The 18,274-nt window shown below is 62.7% G+C and carries 9 protein-coding genes; 1 reads left to right on the plus strand and 8 read right to left on the minus strand.

From position 1 onward, the window contains the following. Window positions 1–139: 139 nt before the first annotated feature. From UP09_RS09100 to UP09_RS09110, 3 genes are all read right to left on the minus strand, one after another. Window positions 140–1,243: an IS4 family transposase gene (locus UP09_RS09100; protein ID WP_044535962.1), complete on the minus strand. Its 1,104-nt coding sequence runs from the start codon at window positions 1,241–1,243 to the stop codon at window positions 140–142. 182 nt (window positions 1,244–1,425) lie between these two features. After that, window positions 1,426–3,660: a CHASE2 domain-containing protein gene (locus tag UP09_RS09105; RefSeq protein WP_044537803.1), complete on the minus strand. Its 2,235-nt coding sequence runs from the start codon at window positions 3,658–3,660 to the stop codon at window positions 1,426–1,428. Window positions 3,661–3,744: 84 nt separating this feature from the next. Then, a complete protein-coding gene (locus tag UP09_RS09110; RefSeq protein WP_156164535.1) occupies window positions 3,745–10,770 on the minus strand; it encodes a cadherin-like domain-containing protein in 7,026 nt (2,341 codons plus the stop codon). Between the two features lie 657 nt (window positions 10,771–11,427). Here UP09_RS09110 and UP09_RS09115 point away from each other — a divergent pair. Continuing rightward, window positions 11,428–12,177 carry a transglutaminase-like cysteine peptidase gene (locus UP09_RS09115; RefSeq protein ID WP_044537805.1) on the plus strand — a complete coding sequence of 250 codons (750 nt, stop codon included), beginning with the start codon at window positions 11,428–11,430 and terminating at the stop codon, window positions 12,175–12,177. A gap of 143 nt (window positions 12,178–12,320) precedes the next feature. Here the strand turns inward: UP09_RS09115 and UP09_RS09120 are convergent, their stop codons facing one another. The 5 genes from UP09_RS09120 to UP09_RS09140 form a co-directional block, all read right to left on the minus strand. After that, a complete protein-coding gene (locus tag UP09_RS09120) occupies window positions 12,321–13,520 on the minus strand; it encodes an ABC transporter substrate-binding protein (protein ID WP_044537807.1) in 1,200 nt (399 codons plus the stop codon). Window positions 13,521–13,613: 93 nt separating this feature from the next. Continuing rightward, the gene (locus UP09_RS09125) at window positions 13,614–15,452 is read right to left on the minus strand and encodes an AMP-dependent synthetase/ligase (protein ID WP_044537808.1); all 1,839 of its coding nucleotides are present in this window, start codon (window positions 15,450–15,452) and stop codon (window positions 13,614–13,616) included. A 116-nt stretch (window positions 15,453–15,568) separates the two neighbouring features. Beyond that, entirely contained in the window at window positions 15,569–16,348 is a 780-nt protein-coding gene (locus UP09_RS09130; protein ID WP_044537841.1) for an ABC transporter ATP-binding protein, read from the minus strand. A 10-nt stretch (window positions 16,349–16,358) separates the two neighbouring features. Further along, the gene (locus UP09_RS09135; RefSeq protein ID WP_044537809.1) at window positions 16,359–17,117 is read right to left on the minus strand and encodes an ABC transporter ATP-binding protein; all 759 of its coding nucleotides are present in this window, start codon (window positions 17,115–17,117) and stop codon (window positions 16,359–16,361) included. Then, entirely contained in the window at window positions 17,114–18,265 is a 1,152-nt protein-coding gene (locus UP09_RS09140; RefSeq protein ID WP_044537810.1) for a branched-chain amino acid ABC transporter permease, read from the minus strand. Before UP09_RS09140 ends, UP09_RS09135 begins: the two co-directional genes overlap by 4 nt. Window positions 18,266–18,274 lie beyond the last annotated feature (9 nt).

Raw genomic sequence — 18,274 nt, forward strand, 5'->3', positions numbered from 1 at the left:
TTACGTCTGGGAGGCTCGCGCAGATGTCGTTGGAGAGCGAGGCTGGCTCTGCGCAGACGCGCGATTGTGGGCTGGGGAATGATGGCTTGGAGCAGGGAGGCGATGAGCTGACGGAGCAGGCGCCATGCTGCAGGTCTGGTTAGGCGGCTTCGGCCAAGCGGGGAGAGTCCTCGAGTTCGTCGACAAGCGGCTCGAGCAGAAGAATGATCAGCAGGTGAGCGAGGATATGGGGTCTGGCAGACCGCTCGTCAGTTCCTGGAGGTCCTTTCAAGCCAATCAGGCTCTTCAGCCGCTTGAAGCCGAGTTCGATCCGCCATCGCAGCCGGTAAAGGGCAAGCAGATCAGCGGTTGTGAAGTCCTCGGGCTTGAGCGAGGTCACCAGGATCACCCAATCCGCAGCATCAAGCGTTTGCCTGGAGAGACGATGGCCTCCCTTCTGAGCCGTCCTGCGTGCCTTGCGCCGTGCAGCCTGAGCCGCATCTGCAGGTTTCTTGACGGCAACCAAACGCACAGCAAGCGGTGCTCCACCAGACTTGCGTTTTACCCAGATCGGCCGGTCGATGATGCCGCGTGCCGCGGCCTTGCGCAGTTCGGCGACGAGATCGATCAGATTGCCTTTGCGATCCAGCCAACAAGCGCTCTTCCAGCCCGAGCGGATCACGAAGTCCGCACCGGCCTCGACCAGATACGCCATGCGCTCCGGCTGCAGATAGGCGCGGTCGGCAAGACGGATCTCGCCGGCAATCAGCGGGATCCGGTCCAGCGTCTCGCCCGCGCGTTCGTCGGTCAGCTCGAAGTGACCAAAACGTTCTTGCGGAAGATCGAACGCACTGTGGATGCGCCACACCGCATTCTTCTGCCTGCCGCCGGTTCCAGCTTTTGGGACCGTCGTGGCGTCAACGATGCGGATCAGTCGACCGCGGCTTGCCTTCGGCGCACCGCTCGCAAGTGCCCGGCCTATCAGCTGTGCAAGCCAATCCCCGGACTGACGCAGCCGGTATAACAGAGCCACGTTGGAGATATCGACAAGGCCCACCGAAGTCGCCCATGCCGCCGTCAACCGCAGACCTCTCGTGCCCAGGCAATACGCAAGGATCAGCCGCAGCAGATCGACTGCATTGCTGATCTCGCGCGGGCGAACAAACGCCTTCGTCTCCCGCGCGCCAGCCTCCAGAGCCTCAGCTCCGCCCAGCCGCGAAACAACACGCGCCCAGTCTTCGTTCACAAGCGATTCGTTTCTCATCTCTTCTTGGAATCACACGTAAATCCAACGCGCAAATCCTATTTTAGCGCCTATGGGCGAAAGCCGGGACCCATAACCACCGTTGCGCGTGGTTGGCAGAGCTGTGGCCCCAGCATTTTGCAACACGGACACTCGTGGTTATGGGTCCCGGCTCGCGCTTCGCTTGGCCGGGACGACGACAGCTACTTCGTCAACAGCGCAAACGCGCCGTTCCAGTCGTCGGGCGGCGGCTCCTTCTGGAAAGCGCGGATGCGCGCCTCGTAGAGGGTGTAGAGATATTGCAGCGAATGCGCCTCGTCGGTCTTGCGGCCGCGCTCGATCGCGGCGAGCGCGCCGTCCCAGTCGCGGCTGCGATAGCAGGCGAGCATCTCGATCGTCAGGTTGCGCAGCCGCTGGAAACGGCCGGAGCTTGCGACGTCCTCGCGGCCGGCGATCGCATAGATCACCTCCGGCTCCTTCTTGCCCTTCACCATGATGAAGTCGAGTTCGAGGATCGCGAACTTCTCCTTCACCGCGAGCGCAGTCTTCGACCCCACGATGATCGGGAAGCCGTACTCCTTGGACTGCCCCTCCAGGCGTGACGCCAGATTGACGCTGTCGCCGAACACCGAATAGTCGAAACGCACGTCGGATCCCATATTGCCGACCACGCAGGTGCCGGTGTTGAGCCCGACGCCGATATTGAGCGGCACATAGACGTGGCCGCCCTCCTCCGCTTCTTCTGCGCGCTCCTGATTCAATTCGTCAACGCGCTCCAGCATGTCGAGCGCGGCCTCGCACGCATTAAGGTGGTGATCCCTGTCGTCGAGCGGCGCATTCCAGAACGCCATGATGGCGTCGCCCATATATTTATCGATAGTGCCCTTGCGGGACAGGATCGCATTGGAGAGCGGTGTCAGAAAACGATTCATCAGCGCCGTGAGGCCCTGCGGATCGCTTTTGTAGGTCTCCGAGATCGAGGTGAAGCCGCGCATGTCCGAGAACATGATGGTCATCTCGCGCTCCTCGCCGCCGAGCACGAGCCGTTCCGGCGAATGCGCAAGTTGCTCGACCAGCGCCGGAGACATGTACTGCACGAACTGCGACCGGATCTGCCGGCGCTGCTGCTGCTCGCGCACAAAGCTGGAGAAGATCAGCGTCAGATAGATCGCCGTGGTCGACATCAGCGGATAGGTGAAATCGATCAGCAGTCGGTGCTGGCTGTAGAAGTACCAGGAGATGCCGAGCAGCACCGACGCGAACAGGCCGCCGACCGCAACCAGCGTCACCGGCCCGAACTTCGGCGCGAAGGCGAGGACCAGCAGCCCCATGATCAGCGCGGCAAAGAATTCAATGCCGATGCCGTAGCCCGGCTGTGAAATCACATCGCCGGTCAGCACGCTCTCCAGCACCTGGGCATGGACCTCGACCCCGGGCATCGCCGCCGCCACCGGCGTTGTCTTGATGTCGTTGAGCCCGACCGACGATGTCCCGATCAGCACAAGCTTGCCGGCGATCTTGTCCGGCGCTACGCGCCCTTGCAGTACGTCGATGGCCGAGACATAGATCGAAGGATCGAGACGCGCATAACGAACCCAGAGCTGGCCGTTGCGGTCGGTCGGGATCGCAAAGCCCTTGACGCCGATGCTCTGGATGCCGGCCTGGTCGGTCTTGATCAAAATGGTGTCCGAGCCGCTCGCGACCCTGAGGATTTCGAAACTCAACGACGGCATCATCACACCCTGCGCCAGCATGATCATCGGCACGCGCCGGACGATGCCGTCGCGCTCCGGCCGGATCGTGAACAGGCCGCGTCCGGCCGCGGCTTCCTCCAGCACCGGCACATTGCGCAGCAGTCCGGGGAATTGGTACATGAAGGGCTGCGGGTCCTCACCGAGCGTTGCAAGGCCGGTCACAGGAAGTTTCTCGTTGAGATCGGCGCGGACGTTGATGCCTCCGGATTCACCGAGCACCACGCGCGAGTTGCGGATGGCCTCGGCAAGGATGCTGTCATTGCTCGGTAACTGTCGCAGCCGCGTGCGCATCTCCTCGTCGAGATTGCCGAACGTATCGGCCGCGATATCCGGGTTGAGGCGGTCCGGCTCGGAGAACACCTCGTCGAATGCGATCACGACGGCGCCGAGCCTGGTGAGATTGGTGACGATGTCGGCGATCCGCGTCCGTGGCCACGGCCACTGTCCCAACCGGGGATCAGCGAGGCTCCTCTCGTCGATATCCACGATGGTGACAGGCCGCATGGTCTTCTTGCGGGGTTCGAGCACCTGGAAGGTGTCGAACGTCCTGATGCGCATCTCCTGAACCGGCGGCGGATCCCAGACGCGGAGCGCGGCAACGCCGATCAGCAGCCCCACGCACGCCAGTCGCGCGTAGCCGAAGCGCCGCGCGAACCATCGTCGTATCGCCCTCAGCCGTCTCATGTCATTCAGGTATCATGGCGCGGCGGCTTGATCACGTTCTTGTTTCTGCGAGGCCCGCGAGCGCCGCATGCGTCGGGCAGACGTTTAGGCGAAATGGAAGTCGGCGGCGTGTAACTGCGCCTTGGCAACCCCCGACAGGATAATCGCATCGCTGGCATCCAGGGTAATGACCGTGTTGCCGTGACCGTCATCCTGCGCCGCGTTCAAGGCTGCCTGCGCATTTGCAAATATTCCGCCACCGAACTGCAGCGTGTCGGCGGCCGGATGGAAGTTTGTCACCGTGTCGTGGCCGATACCGGTGAAATCGAACGCAAAATTATTGCTCGCGCCGGTGCCGGTCAGCGTCTGGTTCGAGGCATCGGCAACGATCGTCTGGCTGGTCGTCGGCCCGGGATTAGCCGCGGCCGTGCCGCCTACCGCCGCGACTGCGCCGCCTGCCGGTGGGTCGACGATGTCGACGCCGCCGCGATGGTCGTCGGAAACCGTCCAGCTCGAGCCCGACAAATCTCCGGCCAGTTTGAACGTCTCGGTTTTGCCGTCGGACGAGTCCGCTACCGTCAACGTCGTCGTGTTGGATTCGCCGTCATAGCTGTTGCTACCCGTGAAGGCTGTCGTCGTGCCGGCCGAGAAACCGTTGATATCAAGCACATTGCCGCTTCCCGTGATCCCGGCGATCTTGCCGCTGAAGCTCTGGGGGTCATCGAGTTGCAGCGTGCCGCTGCTGCCGGCGAACGTGATGGTCTCGGAATTTTCGCCGGCGATTTCCAACGAAACCATCGCCGGGATGTCCGGGCTGGCGTTGCCCGGGTCGCTGACATGCATCAGGAAGCTCGGCACGGTGGCGGTGCCGTTCTGGACGAATTCGACATCGTGGGCTGCGATCTGCGCCGTGGTAAAGCCGCCTGATGGCGCCGATACCCAATTGTCGCCGTTGAAAACCTCGAAATGCCCGCCGGCGACGTCGCTCACCGTATAGGTGAGGTTCGCGTAACCGGGATCGCTGACGTTGAAATCGCTGCTGGACAGCACCGTCGTGCCGCCCTCGCCGACGGTCAGCACAAAACTGTTGAGGACCGGACCGACTTCAACGGTCGTGGTCACGGTGGGGCTGTGGAGGACATTGTCGTACGCCGCCCATGTCACCGTGCGGGCGCCGTCGATGGCTCCGGGGGCGAACTGGATCAATTGCAGCGCGGCGTCGAAATCGCTGGACGACGGCGTGCCTGCGATCCCCGACAGGAAAATCGAAGTTTGATCGGAATGTATGGCGTCGTCGAAATGGTAGTGGATCGTGCCGTCCGAATAGACGAGATCGCCATCGAGGCTCCCGTTGATCGAGAGCGTATCGCCGTTTTGGACGCCGGACGAAATCCAGACATTGACGCTGCTGACCGTGCCGGTGTCGTCAGTGACGGTGACCGACGGATCCAGCAGGACCGGCGTTCCCGCAAAGGTGACGGTATTGCCGGCACCGGCGATCACCGGCCCGCCATTGCTATTGCCGCCACCGCCGTTACCGCCGCTCGTGAACTCCGAGCCGCTAAGATTTTGATATTGCGTCTGGCTGACATTGAGCAGCGTAATGACGTCGCCATTGCCAAAATCCAGAAGGGCATTGCCGTCGGCGTAGCTGACGCTCAGCGGCGCTGAAAGCCCGTTCAGCTGGATGTGATCGGCTTGGTTCGGATCAAATGTGCCGTTGGCCTGATCGAAATTCGTGATCGTCAGCGCGCCATAGCCCGCTCCAAACATGAATGTGCTGCCGGCGCCGCCGGTCAGCGTGTCGTGGCTGCCGGCGGGAGCGCCGCCTCCGTCGAAGACATCCTGGCCGGTGCCAGTCAGCGTATCGGCATGGCCCGCGGAGCCGAAATTGTCGGCCCCTGCGCCGCCGTTGAAAATGTAGGAGTAGTTGCTGGTCAAGGCTTCCACGGCCGTCTTGTCGCCGGCCGCGGCCTGTTGGACAGCGCTCATCCAGGCCGGAGCGTCGACCGATAGGCCGGAGAAATCCGCCAGCGCCACCGGCGTATCGCCGGTCGCGAACTCGTGGAACGAGGTGATGATGCCGCCGGTCACCGCGCCATCGGCGTATGTGAAGCTGGTGCCGTCGACCACGAACTCGTGGTGACTGGCCGGATCGACCACTGTGAACGTCGTCGAACTGCCGCCGGACTGCACCGTTCCTGCGCCCATCTCCTTCAGCGGACTGTCGTTCTGGAAATCCAGGCCGTCGGACGTCAGCACCGTGATCGTCAGCGTCGGAGTCGCGACCGGCTCCGTGAGCGTCACCGACACCGTCTGGGTGACGGTGCCGCCATGGCCGTCGCTGATCACGACGTCGAAGGTCTCGATCTTGCTATGCGACGCGATGCCGTCGAGCGCGCTGCGGACGGCCGCGGAACTGGCGTCGTAGGTCCAGGTGAATTCACCGCCGGTTCCGCTGCCGGTGGTGTCCGAGACCTGGGCAAGCGTCAGGGTTCCGAGCGCGGTGCCGCTGCCGGTATACGTCACGCTCTGGATCGTGTGCGTGTCCAGGAGATCGGGATCAGCGAAATCGATCGTCCCGTTCGTGGTCAACGTCGTCGGGTCGACCTCGCCGTTATGGACATTGAAAACATCGACGCCGTCGATCCCGGTGTTGCCGGCAGTCTGAGGCAGGGTCAGCAACGCATTCTGGTTTCCGGACTGCGGCACCTCGTAGTAATGCGAACCGTCGCCTGAGGTATAGCCGATCCGCGCCGGCGTTCCGCCAAGACCATCAGACCCGCCGCTGGCGCTGCCGGTGGTCCACTGGATCTGGCCGTAGCGGTACTCGATGTCGAAATTGCCGCCGCCCTCGTTGATCAGCACGACCTGGAACGAATTCAGCTTGTCGGTGGCCTCCGAATAGTAACCGACGTCGTCCCAGGTGATGGTCATGATGCCGTCGGCCTGGTCGAGGTCGTAGAAGACCTGACCGTGGCCGCGCGTGTCGACGTCCGCCCAGAACGGCGCCATGATCGGGCTGTCGAAGCCTGCGCCGATCGCCTCCGGCGTGTACGCGCTCAGCGGCGAGGAGAAGGTGATGTTGCCGTTGTTGTTGATGTAGAGCGAGGTGTAGTGGTGGCCGAAGAAGTTGATGCCATCAGAGCCGAACACAGAGGTGATGTCGACGGCGCCGCTGGAGCCGTCGTCGTTCGGGCCCATCGCCAGCGTGCCAAATCCCGTCCCGCTCGGCAGGTTGCTGGCGGCGTCGTTCGAGCCCGTCGCCAGCGGGCCAAATCCGGTCCCGTTCGGCAGGTTGCTGATCAGTCCGGACGTCGCGAGCTCCGACGCAACCCCTGCGCTCACCGTGCTGTGGCCGCCGTCCCCGGTGACAAGCGTGATCGATCCCGTCGCGACCGTCCCCTCGGTGATGACGGGTGCGTCATTGCTGCCGGTCACGGTGACGTCGATGACCTGCTGCGCAGTGCCGTCCACGGAGGCGACGGTCAACTGGTCGTGGACCACCTGTCCGTCCGACAGACCATTCGCGCGTGCGTGATCCAGCGTATAGGTCCATGCGCCGTCCGCCGAATCGAAAGTGAAATTACCGTAGGCGCCGGCGAGTGCCGCGCTCGCGACCGGCTTGAACGCGGCTTCGCCGGCATCGATGTCGTGCACCGTCAGCGTCCCGTTCGCCGTAACGGAGGTATCCTCCACCACGTTGCCGGACGCCTGACCCGTGATCGTCGCGGGATCGTTCTGAACACTGAGACTTGCCGTCGAGGTCGCCGTCAGCGTGCCGTCGGAGGCCGTGTAGTCGAATACGACCTCACCATGGAAGCCGGCCGCCGGCGTGTAGGTCCAGCTGCCGTCACCATTGTGCACCAGCGTGCCGCCGCCGGTCTTGATCGAGACGTCCGTGATCGACAACGACGAACTGTCGATATCGGCAACGGCCTTCAGCAGCGTGTCAGGCGCGATGGTATAGGAACCGTCTCCATGGGCATCCGCGAGCGTCACGGGGCTTGCGACCGGCGCGTCATCGCTGCCGGTCACGGTGACGTCGATGACCTGCTGCGCAGTGCCGTCCACGGAGGCGACGGTCAACTGCTCGTGGACCACCTGTCCGCCTGACAGGCCATCCGCGCGTGCGTGATCCAGCGTATAAGTCCAGGCGCCGGTCGTCGCATCGAAAGTGAAGTTGCCGTAGGCGCCGGTGAGTGCCGCGCTCGCGACCGGCATGAATGCGGCTTCGCCGGCATCGATGTCGTGCACCGTCAGCGTCCCGCTCGCCGTGACCGAGGTATCCTCAACCACGCTGCCGTTTGCTTGCCCGGTAATCGTCGCGGGATCGTTCACAACACTGAGACTTGCCGTCGAGGCCGCGGTCAGCGTGCCATCGGAGGCCGTGTAGTTGAAGACGACTTCTCCGTGGAACCCGGCCGCCGGCGTGTAGGTCCAACTGCCGTCCTCATTGTGCACCAACGTGCCGCCGCCCGCCTTGATCGAGACGTTGGTGATCGACAGCGACGGACTGTCGATATCGGCAACCGCCTTCAGCAGCGTGTCCGGCGTGATCGTATAGGAACCGTCTCCATGGGCATCCGCGAGCGTCACTGGATGCGCGACCGGCGCCACGTCGGCAGGCACAACGACGGGCTGCACAAGGTCTTGCACCGCCACCGTAACAGGGACGGTCGTGGTGCCGCCGTTGTAGCTCAGCACGATGTTGAAGACCTTGGCGAGGTCGTCGCCATAATGCAGCGCGGCGAAATCGGACTTCGCCTCGCTGAAACTCCACTGCACGTTCCCGTTGCTGTCGAAGGCCGCAGTCAGGAGATCGGTCGGATTGCCGGACGCGTCCGTGACGCTGAGCGAAACCCCGGTGGTGCCACCGGTGATCTGGATCTCGCCAGACGCCGTCAGATGATCCGGCGAACTCGCCGTTTCCTGGATGATCGCGCCGTGGCCCGACGTCGGATCGACGAAGTAGACGTTGTTGGCCCCTGACGGGCCGCCCGAGAAGGACGAGTTGCTCGCGAAGGCGAAATAGAGACCGCCCGCGCTGATCGCGACACCGCCGTCGGACGACGCGTTGCTGCCGGCGCTGACCAGCTTGAAGACAGGATGCGCAGGATCGGTGACGTTGACGACATAGGTGTCGGCGTAATTGTTTGTGTCGTCCGGCGTGAGCTGCGCCGTGCTGGTGAAGATGATGAAATGGCCGTCCGGGCTGATGACCGGATTGTGGCTGTCGCCGGCCAGCGTCTCGGAGGCATTCGCGGTCGTGAACACGACATGGCCGGTGGTGAGATCATACATGCTGATCTCGGTGTGACCGGACGCGGCTTGGGACTGATAGACCACATAGTGGCCGTCGGCGCTGATGGAGGCCGCGGTGGTGCCGGCACCGGTCGACGTGCTCGCGATCTCGCTGACTACGCCAGTCGACACATTGTAGGTAAAGAGATGACCGGAGCCGCCAAGTGCCGAGTCCGCGCTCCAGAACGCGATGATGTGGCCGTCGGCACTGATCGCCGGCTTCAGAAGCGCGCCGGTGGCGCCGACCACGGCCGGCGTAATCGTGCCCTTGGAATTGCCTTGCAGGTCGAGGATGCCGATTCCGCCGTTGGCCAGTTGCACCAGGATCGTGCTGCCGTCGCCGCTGACGGCGGGCGAAGAACCGGCCGCGATCTCGATCTGCTTGTGAAAGTGCGCCGGATCGGATGGATCGGTACCCCAGACGAAGACATAAGTGTGGGTGCCGTCAGTGCCCTGATAGACGACGTAGCGGCCATCCGAGCTGATCGTCTGGCCGGAATAGGTGAAGCCGTCATTGGCCGGCGTCACCTGCGTCGTGGTGCCGGTCGCGCGGTCGTAGAAATAGATGACGCCGTCGGGGTCGTACACGACGTTGCCCGAGGCGCTCATCACCGGGCCGGTATGATCGATCGCCCCTGTGGTAATCGGGGCCACCGGTGATGGTGTCACCGGGAAGGGGATCGACGGCAGCGGCACTCCGGTCCCGGCCGGCGTCACCACAAAGGTCGGCGGGCCCGGCGTTGTCCCTGTCGGAATTCCGCCATCGGTGAATAAGTGGGGGTCCGTCGGCGTCCCGGAGCCGCCGTTCTGGTTCGGACTGCCGCCATTGTCGGTCGACGGCTGCTGGGTCACCGCGTATGGCGAGCTGCTTCCGACACTCGCGTACCTGGTCTGCGGATTGGCATTGTCAGTATGCTGCGGCAGGTTCGGATCAATCGCCTTCTGCAGGTCGTAGGTATTCAGCGCTCCCTGGAAGGCGTTGAACTCCGCGGCGACCTGCGCGGGCGTCTTGTCGCTCATCTGCGCGATCACGTTGAAGCTCGCAGTCGGCGTCAGCGTCAGCGAGCCGCCGCTGCTTGTGACCATGCCGACCAGATTGCCCTGGGAGTCGAACACCTCGACGGAGTGGAGCACGTTGTCGTGCTGATCGATGACCGAGATCGACACCTTGCCGTCGGTCGAATCGATATCCAGCGTCACCGCGGTGCCGCGAATACCCATGGTGGCGACCGGTGTGCCGACCTTCATGTCGCCGGTCTTGGCGACCTGGCCGGCGACGAAGGTCGCTGCGCCCTGCACCAAAGTGAACAACGACGTGTTGTGCGTGCTGGTCGCGTCGTAGGTCAGGTCATTCAGCATCAGCCGCGCATTGGCGCTGAGGTTGAAGGTCGTGCCGTCGTTCAGCACAAGGCCGAGGGTCGAGTTGCTGCCGGTCTGCACCACGTCGGTCTGGTAGACCGCATCGCCGTTTTGCAGATCGACCGTGACACCGTTGCGGACGATGCTGGCGCTGCCCGACATCTTGGCGACATGCCCGATCAGCTTGGCGGGGGCGGCGGCGCCGGCTTGCGCGTATTCCGTGTGGCCGGTCAGCGCATCGACGACCCGGGGGTCCATCGGCGCGCCGTCAGGCGAGAACAGCCCCGGACGCTTGTCGCCGTGGAAGTAATTCGGCACCACAACGCGGTGCGTCTCATCGGAGATGACGAGGTCCTGACCGGATTTGTGGTAGTCGCCGGAAAACAGCAGATGAGCGTCGGGAATCGTGACGCCTTCCGCGTGGCCCTGATGGGCCAGTGAATCGAGATCGACGCGGCTATGACTCAAGGAGTCGAGCCCGCTCGATCCGAATTTACCGGCGTAATTCAATGCGCCACCATAAATAGTTAATCGAAATTAGGTATTCCTTACCGTCCCCTCATACCATCGCGGTTCCTCAGGCGAAAGCACGCAAACGATGTGCTCAGCTGATAGGCAGCGTATTCGCGAAGACTTCGTGTCGCTAGATCGATGCAATTATCAATGGATTCCATTGTTTTATTCGCGCCTCTCGCTGCCGTTACAAGTTCTTTTGAAGTATTGTGAGGTAGAGCTGTCATTCTACCTGTACGCGGGAAGATTTTAGTCTTGATCGCATGCATTCATTCTCGCTCATTCCGAGCTCTTGGGACCATTTGACCCCAATTTCCCGTTCAAGACTATGATCTGGCTAACAGATCGCGCAAAAGCTGCGCACGTCGACCGGTTAACCACCAATCAAGGATAAGGCTTCCCTTTCGGCAAAAGGTTCGGCCGCCCCCGATCACGAAATCGATAAACTTTTCGAAGAATCGGCGAGATGGCCTTCAGCCTGCTGCGTGACTTTCGCCGTTCTGCGGGGCCCCTTAAGCAGTTCGGAAGCAATCCGGCCGATCCTGTCGCATCAAATGATCCGGTCACGTGCGGGTGAATTTCACCTGCCGACGCCCGGACAGGGGGTGTCAGATGGGGATGTTCTGTTACGCGCGCACGCTGCGTGCGCTCCTGCTTGCCTGCGGCCTGCCCTTGGTTGCGCCCGCCAGCGTCCTGGCGGCCAACCTGCTCTCGCCGGCCGGCGCGGTGCTGATCAAACAATCCGCCGAGCCGTTCGGCATAGCAACCGCCATCCTCGACGGCGGCGGGGTGCACGACAAATGGCTCGGCCTGCAGAGCCGCCTCGACGACGACATGGTGCAGCTCGCGCTTTGTGACGGCGACCGCGAGCGTTGCGCCTCGCCCGCCGCCCTGCAGTTGCTTGCCATCGTAGATACCGCGCGGGCCCGCGACGGCCGCGCTCGGCTCGGCGAGATCAACCGCGCGGTCAACCTCGCCATCCACCCCGCCAGCGACATCGTGCAATATGGAGCGATCGACGTCTGGGCCTCACCGCTCGCGACCTTCAACCATCACGCCGGCGACTGTGAGGATTATGCGATCGCCAAGCTTGCAGCACTGCGCCTTGCCGGCATCTCCGCCGACGACCTTCGCCTCGTGATCGCGCGCGACACGCGGCTCGGCGAGGACCACGCGGTCGCCACCGTCCGACTCGACGGTCACTGGCTTACCCTCGACAATCGCCGCATGGCAATGGTGGAGGATTCCGATGTGCGCAACTATCGGCCAACCTTCGTGATGGGCCAGCAAGGCGCGATGAAATATGCATACGCGCCAGCGATATCAGCGACGGTCCGCCTGTCCGTCGCTCAGGCTGATTGACGCAACAGGTCGCTGCAAGCAACGGCCGCGACTGGGCAATCTCTTTCGGTCGCTCGTTGCAACAAGAGATTGCTTCGCTTGGCTTGTCATTACTCATGCGCGCGACCCGCCGCTCGCAATGACTGCGTGGCCGTGAGAGCGGCTCAGAACATCAGATTGTCCTTCACCAGAACCCAGCGGCCGCTCTTGATCTGCTGCACCTGGGTGATGGTGTTGGCGAGATGATCGGTCTTGGAAAACCTGGTCGGCGGCGAGTTGAAAATGTCGAGGAACTTGTCACCCGACTCCAGCGCGTCGAGCATCTTCTGGCCCGTCAGCTCCTTGCCCGCCTTCTGCGCATAGAAGGCGAAGGTCGTCACGGCGTTGTAGCCGATGATCGCCTGGGTGTTGGCGTCGGTGTTGAACATCTTCTTGTAGTTGGCGAGCCAGTCCTTCACTTTGCCCTTCGCGGTGTCCTCATACGGAATCTCGAAGCCGCTCGCAGCATAGAGCCCTTCCACCGCTTCCTTGCCCAGCGCAGGCACCTCGAGCACGTTGGTCGGGGTGGCGCCGAGGAAGGTCACGTCCCAGCCAAGCTTCCTCGCCTCGTTCATCGCGCCGATGGTCTCGCGGATGACTGTACCCAGCACGACGAGATCGCAGCCATCGGATTTCATCTTGGCGACCTGCGCCGAGAAGTCTGAAGCGCCGCGCTTGTAGCTCGTGACCGAGGCCGGCTGCAGCTTCATCGCCTCGAGCTGCTGGGTGAAGCCGTCGAGCACGTTTTTGCCGTACTCATCGTCCTGATGCATGATGCAGGGCTTCTTGAAGTTCTTCCAATCGACCATGTATTTGAGCGCGGCCCGCGTGCTCTCGACATAAGGCAGGAGGTTGTTGAACTTCAGCCGCTCCTGCGGCTTGTTGGGATCGAACTTGAAGGTGAATTCGGCCGCGGTCAGCGGGAAAAGCTGCAGCACGCCGGCATCGAACAGGATGTCCTGGGCGGCAAGCGTCGGCGCCGACCCCATCGAGCCGATCATCACGAAGATCTTGTCGCGCTCGACCATTTTCTGCGTTGCCAGCACGCCCTTTTTCGGGTCGTAGCCATTGTCTTCGAGGATCATCCGGAGCTTGCGGCCGTTGATGCCGCCGCTGGCATTGATCTCCTCCACCGCCATCTTCATGCCGTTGGAGACCGGAACACCCCAGACCTTGATCGGTCCTGACAGATCCTGATGGGTCCCGATCACGATCTCGGTCGGCGAGACGCCTTCGTTGGTGACCTTGGTTTGGGCGGCGGCCGGCAGACAGGTCAGCGCCAGCGCGCTGACCGCAAGGCCCAGCACCTTCAGCGATTTCGACATTGCAGTCTCCTCCTCCAGTGGCCCTTGTTGAGCGAAGGGTCGGGCCTTCTCAGGCCTTCGCCATTTTCCGTTCATTGCGCGAAGAGCGAGCGCTTAGGCGACCGCCCGCTCGCCATACATGGCGTCAATCTCGGCCGCGTAGCGCTTGTTCACGAAATTCCGCTTCAGCTTCATGGTCGGCGTCAGCTCCTCATCTTCCGGCGTGAGCTGGCGCTCGATCAGATAGAACCGCTTGATGGTCTCGACGCGCGCGAAGTTGACGTTGACCGTTTCGACCTCGCGCTCGATCAGATCCTGAATCTCCCTGGCGCGGCACAGGCTGGCGTAATTGGTGAAGGGGATGTCGTGATCCTGGGCGTATTTCTCGACATTCTCCTGATCGATCATGATCAGGCAGGTGAGATACGGCCGCTTGTCACCGACCACGACCGCATCCGAGACATAGGGCGAGAATTTGAGCTGGTTCTCGATCTCCGACGGCGTGATGTTCTTGCCGCCGGAGGTGATGATGATGTCCTTCATCCGGTCGGTGATCTTGACATAGCCTTCATTGTCGATCGCGCCGACGTCGCCGGTGTGCAGCCAGCCCTTCGCGTCGATCGTCTCGGCGGTCCGCTCCGGCTGGTTGAGATAGCCCATGAACAGGAAATCGCCCTTGATCAGGATTTCGCCCTTCGGACAGATCATCACCTCGCCCCAGGGTGCTGCCTTGCCGACCGAACCGAGCTTGATGCGGTCGACCGGCATCAGGGTGGCGACGCCGCAATTCTCGGTTTGGCCGTAGACCTCGCGCATGTCGATGCCGAGCGCGAGATACCAGCGGATCAGGTCCGGCGAGATCGGCGCGGCGCCGGTGAAGGCGATCCGGCAGCGATCGAGCCCGAGCATGCGGCGGATGTTGCGGAACACCAGCCAGTAGGCGACGCGGTTGGCGATCCGCAGCGACAGCGGCGGCGTCTCGCCCTCGAGCCGGCATTCGGTCATGCGATGGCCGACCGCGAGCGCGCGGGCGTACATCCAATTCTGGAACGGGGTCGCGTCCTTCAGCGCGATGGTGATGCCCGAGTAGAACTTCTCCCAGATCCTGGGCACCGCAAGGAACGCGGTCGGCTGCACCTCGCGCAGATTGTCCGGCACCGTCTCCGGACTCTCGGCAAAGTTCATCACCGAGCCGAGCGCCAGCGAGGTGTAGTAACCGCCGACCCGCTCGGCGACATGGCAGAGCGGCAGGAACACCAGCCGCTCCTCGCTGTCGGTCGACGGATAGAGATCGTTGGCGTGGCGCATCTGATGCGTCACGCTACGATTGGAGTGCATCGCGCCCTTGGGCGGGCCTGTGGTGCCTGAGGTATAGACCAGGATCGCGAGATCGGAGGCCGTGCGGCTGCCGGTCATCTCGTCCCACAGCGCCGCGTTGCCTTGCGCATGATTGCGGCCGAGCGCCATGAATTCGGCAAGCGACAGCACGGTCGGATCCGAGAAGCCGCTCAGGCCCTCCATGTCGAACACGACGATGTTTTCCAGCGTCGGACAACGCGCGCGGCAGGCGAGCAGCTTGTCGAGCTGCTCCTCATCCTCGGCGAACACGATTTTCGTGCGGGAATCGTTGATGAGGTATTCGACCTGCGCGGCCGAATCGGTCGGATAGATGCCGGAAGATACGCCGCCGGCGCACAGGATGCCTATGTCGGCATAGACCCACTCCGGCACCGCGTTGGCGATGATCGAGGCGACGTCACCGGGGCGGAACCCGATCGCATGCAGGCCGTAGGCGACGTCTTTCGAAATTTGCAGCCATTGGCGCCAGCTGGTCGGCTGCCAGATGCCGAACGTCTTCTCGCGGATCGCGGGCCTGTCGCCACGCGTTTCTACGGCGCGCAGAAAACTTGTCGCGATCGTGTCGGCGACCGTCAGCACCGCTGGTCTTGCCATGCGCGCTTCCTTCCTGTGCCGCCTGCCTCGCGTTGCCGGTCTTGTTCGCGAAACAGGCCTGAAACCTAGCTCCAAGTCGCTCCTAACGCCAAGTTTTCTTCAACGCCAAGTCTTCCTCAGCGCCACGTCTTCTTCTTTTTCCAGCGCCGCTCGCCCCGCGCGCCGGCTTCCTTGGCGCCGAGATAGAACTCCTGGATATCCGGTGAACTCATCAGCCGCTCGCAGGTGTCGTTCATGACGACGCGGCCGATCTCCAGCACATAGCCGTAATGCGCGGTCTCCAGCGCGATCTTGGCATTCTGCTCGACCAACAGGATCGACATGCCCTGCTCCTCATTGACGCGGCGGATGATGGTGAAAATCTCCTTCACCAGGATCGGCGACAGACCGAGCGACGGCTCGTCGAGCAGCAGCAGCGTCGGGCGGTTCATCAGCGCGCGCCCGATCGCAAGCATCTGCTGCTCGCCGCCCGAAAGCTGCCCGGCCGGTTGATCGATCCGTTCCTTCAGCCGCGGAAAATAGCCATAGACGCGTTCGAGGTCATCAGCCACAGCGTCGCGGTCCTTCCGCGGATAGGCGCCCATCATCAGGTTCTCGCGCACCGACAGGAACGGAAACACCTCGCGTCCCTCCGGCACATGGCTCAGGCCCAGCCGCACGATCTTGTCGGCCTCCATGCGCTGGATCGGCTTACCCAGAAATTCGATCGTGCCCTTCTGCGGATCGAGGATGCCGGAGATCGTCTTCAGCACCGTCGTCTTGCCGGCGCCGTTGGCGCCCAAAAGCGTCACGATCCGGCCGCGCGGCACCTCGAGGCTGATGCCGCGGATGGCCATGATCGGCCCGTAATAGCTCTCGATGTTGCTGAGCTTGAGGATGATGTCTGATATGCTCATGCCATCATCCTCATGCGCCGAGATACGCTGCAACGACGTCGGGATGGTGCTGCACCTCGGACGGCGAGCCCATCGCCAGCACACGGCCGTAATTCAGCGCGATCACGCGATCAGAGACGCGGTTGACGAGCGTCATGTCGTGCTCGACCATCAGCACGGTGATGCCGAGCTCGCTCTTCATGTCGCGGATCCAGAACGACATGTCGTCGGTCTCCTCGACATTGAGGCCCGACGACGGCTCGTCGAGCAAAATCAGCTTTGGCTCCGAGCACAGCGCACGCGCCAGCTCGATCACCTTGCGAACGCCGTAGGGCAGACCCGAGATCAGTTTGTCGCGGTACGGTTCGAGATCGAGGAACTCGATCACCTGCTCGACCCGGCGGCGATGCAGCTTCTCGGTCGCCCGGACGCTCGGCAGGAACAGCAATTCCTGCCAGAGCTGCGTGGTGGAATGGCGATGGCGGCCGACCAGGAGATTGCTCAGCACGGTCGCGTTCTCGAACAGCTCGATGTTCTGGAAGGTGCGGGCGATGCCGAGCCGCGCAATATCGTAGGCAGGCTCCCGCGTGATGTCCTGGTCCTCGAAAAAGATCCTGCCCGAGGTCGGCGAATAAATGCGCGATATCAGGTTGAAGATCGAGCTTTTTCCCGCGCCATTGGGCCCGATGATCGAGAGGATCTCGCCCTTCTCGACCGCGAAGCTGACGGCATCGACCGCTTTCAGGCCGCCGAAATGCAGCGACAAATTCTCGGCGCGGAAATAACTCATCGGTTCCGCTCCGATTTCACATAGATCTTCTGCCGCTTGAAGGTCGCGCGCTTGTAGAGCGGGAAGAGCTGGAAGAACAATTTGATCTTGAGCCAGCGGCCATAGAGTCCCAGCGGTTCGAACAGCACGAACGCCACGATGATGATGCCGTAGATCGCGCCCTTGAGACCGTTGGCGGAGGCAAAGGCTGCGACCGCATCCTGGATATGACCGGCGCGCTCCGGGCCGGCGCCGAGCGTCGCAGCCGCGCCTGATATCACACCGGGCATGTCGTCCTTCAGGTAGGTCAGGAATGGATCGATCATCACCAGGAAGATCGCCCCCAGCACCGCGCCATGCAGGCTGAAGGTGCCGCCGATCAGGATCACGATGATGAACTCGATCGAGAGCTGCAACGTGAACATCTCCGGCGAGATAAAGGACAGCTTGTGGGCGAACAGCACGCCGGCGAAACCGGTAATGGCCGCCGAGATTGCGAACGACTTCACCTTGTACAGCGAGACGTTGATGCCCATGCTGCGCGCCGCGGTCTCGCTGTCGCGGATCGCGACAAAGGCGCGGCCGGTCGGCGAACGCAACAGATTGAGCGTGCCGACGATGGTGAGCACCAGCACCGCGAGGCAGATATAATAGAAGATCGGGCCGTCGCGCGACACGGTCGTACCGAGCAACTGAATGGTCTTGACCCGCATCCCCTCATTGCCATGGGTCACGCTTTCCCAGCGTGCCAGGATCTCCTCGACGATGAAGGCAAACGAGATCGTCGCGATCACGAGATAGATGCCCTGCAGCCGCAGCGCCGGGAATCCGACCAGCGCGCCGACCACGCCGGTCAGCAGCCCGGCCGCGAGGAAGTAGACCGGGAACGGCACGTTGAACTGCTGCAGATATGCCGCGGTGTAGGCGCCGATGGCGAGAAAGGCGGCGTGACCGAGCGAGGCCTGTCCCGTGAAGCCGGTCAGGATCATCAGCCCGACGCCGACGATCGCATAGATGCAGACGAAGACGAGTTGGCTCATCAAATAGCTGGAGAGCAAATAGGGCGCGATCAGCAGCACCGCCAGCAGCAGGCCATAGGAGACGACATAGCCCGAATGCGGGAACAGCCTGATGTCGTCGTCATAGTCGGTCTTGAAGAGAAACCGCATGCGTCCTCC

This window comes from Bradyrhizobium sp. LTSP885 (assembly GCF_000938305.1).
Classification (GTDB): Bacteria; Pseudomonadota; Alphaproteobacteria; order Rhizobiales; family Xanthobacteraceae; genus Bradyrhizobium.

What these genes read in the sequence shown, in the direction of transcription:
- UP09_RS09135 (WP_044537809.1), bottom strand. Translation starts at nt 17,117, where the DNA reads ATGAGTTATTTCCGCGCCGAGAATTTGTCGCTGCATTTCGGCGGCCTG.
- UP09_RS09105 (WP_044537803.1), bottom strand. Translation starts at nt 3,660, where the DNA reads ATGAGACGGCTGAGGGCGATACGACGATGGTTCGCGCGGCGCTTCGGC.
- UP09_RS09125 (WP_044537808.1), bottom strand. Translation starts at nt 15,452, where the DNA reads ATGGCAAGACCAGCGGTGCTGACGGTCGCCGACACGATCGCGACAAGT.
- UP09_RS09115 (WP_044537805.1), top strand. Translation starts at nt 11,428, where the DNA reads ATGGGGATGTTCTGTTACGCGCGCACGCTGCGTGCGCTCCTGCTTGCC.
- UP09_RS09140 (WP_044537810.1), bottom strand. Translation starts at nt 18,265, where the DNA reads ATGCGGTTTCTCTTCAAGACCGACTATGACGACGACATCAGGCTGTTC.
- UP09_RS09120 (WP_044537807.1), bottom strand. Translation starts at nt 13,520, where the DNA reads ATGTCGAAATCGCTGAAGGTGCTGGGCCTTGCGGTCAGCGCGCTGGCG.
- UP09_RS09130 (WP_044537841.1), bottom strand. Translation starts at nt 16,348, where the DNA reads ATGAGCATATCAGACATCATCCTCAAGCTCAGCAACATCGAGAGCTAT.
- UP09_RS09100 (WP_044535962.1), bottom strand. Translation starts at nt 1,243, where the DNA reads ATGAGAAACGAATCGCTTGTGAACGAAGACTGGGCGCGTGTTGTTTCG.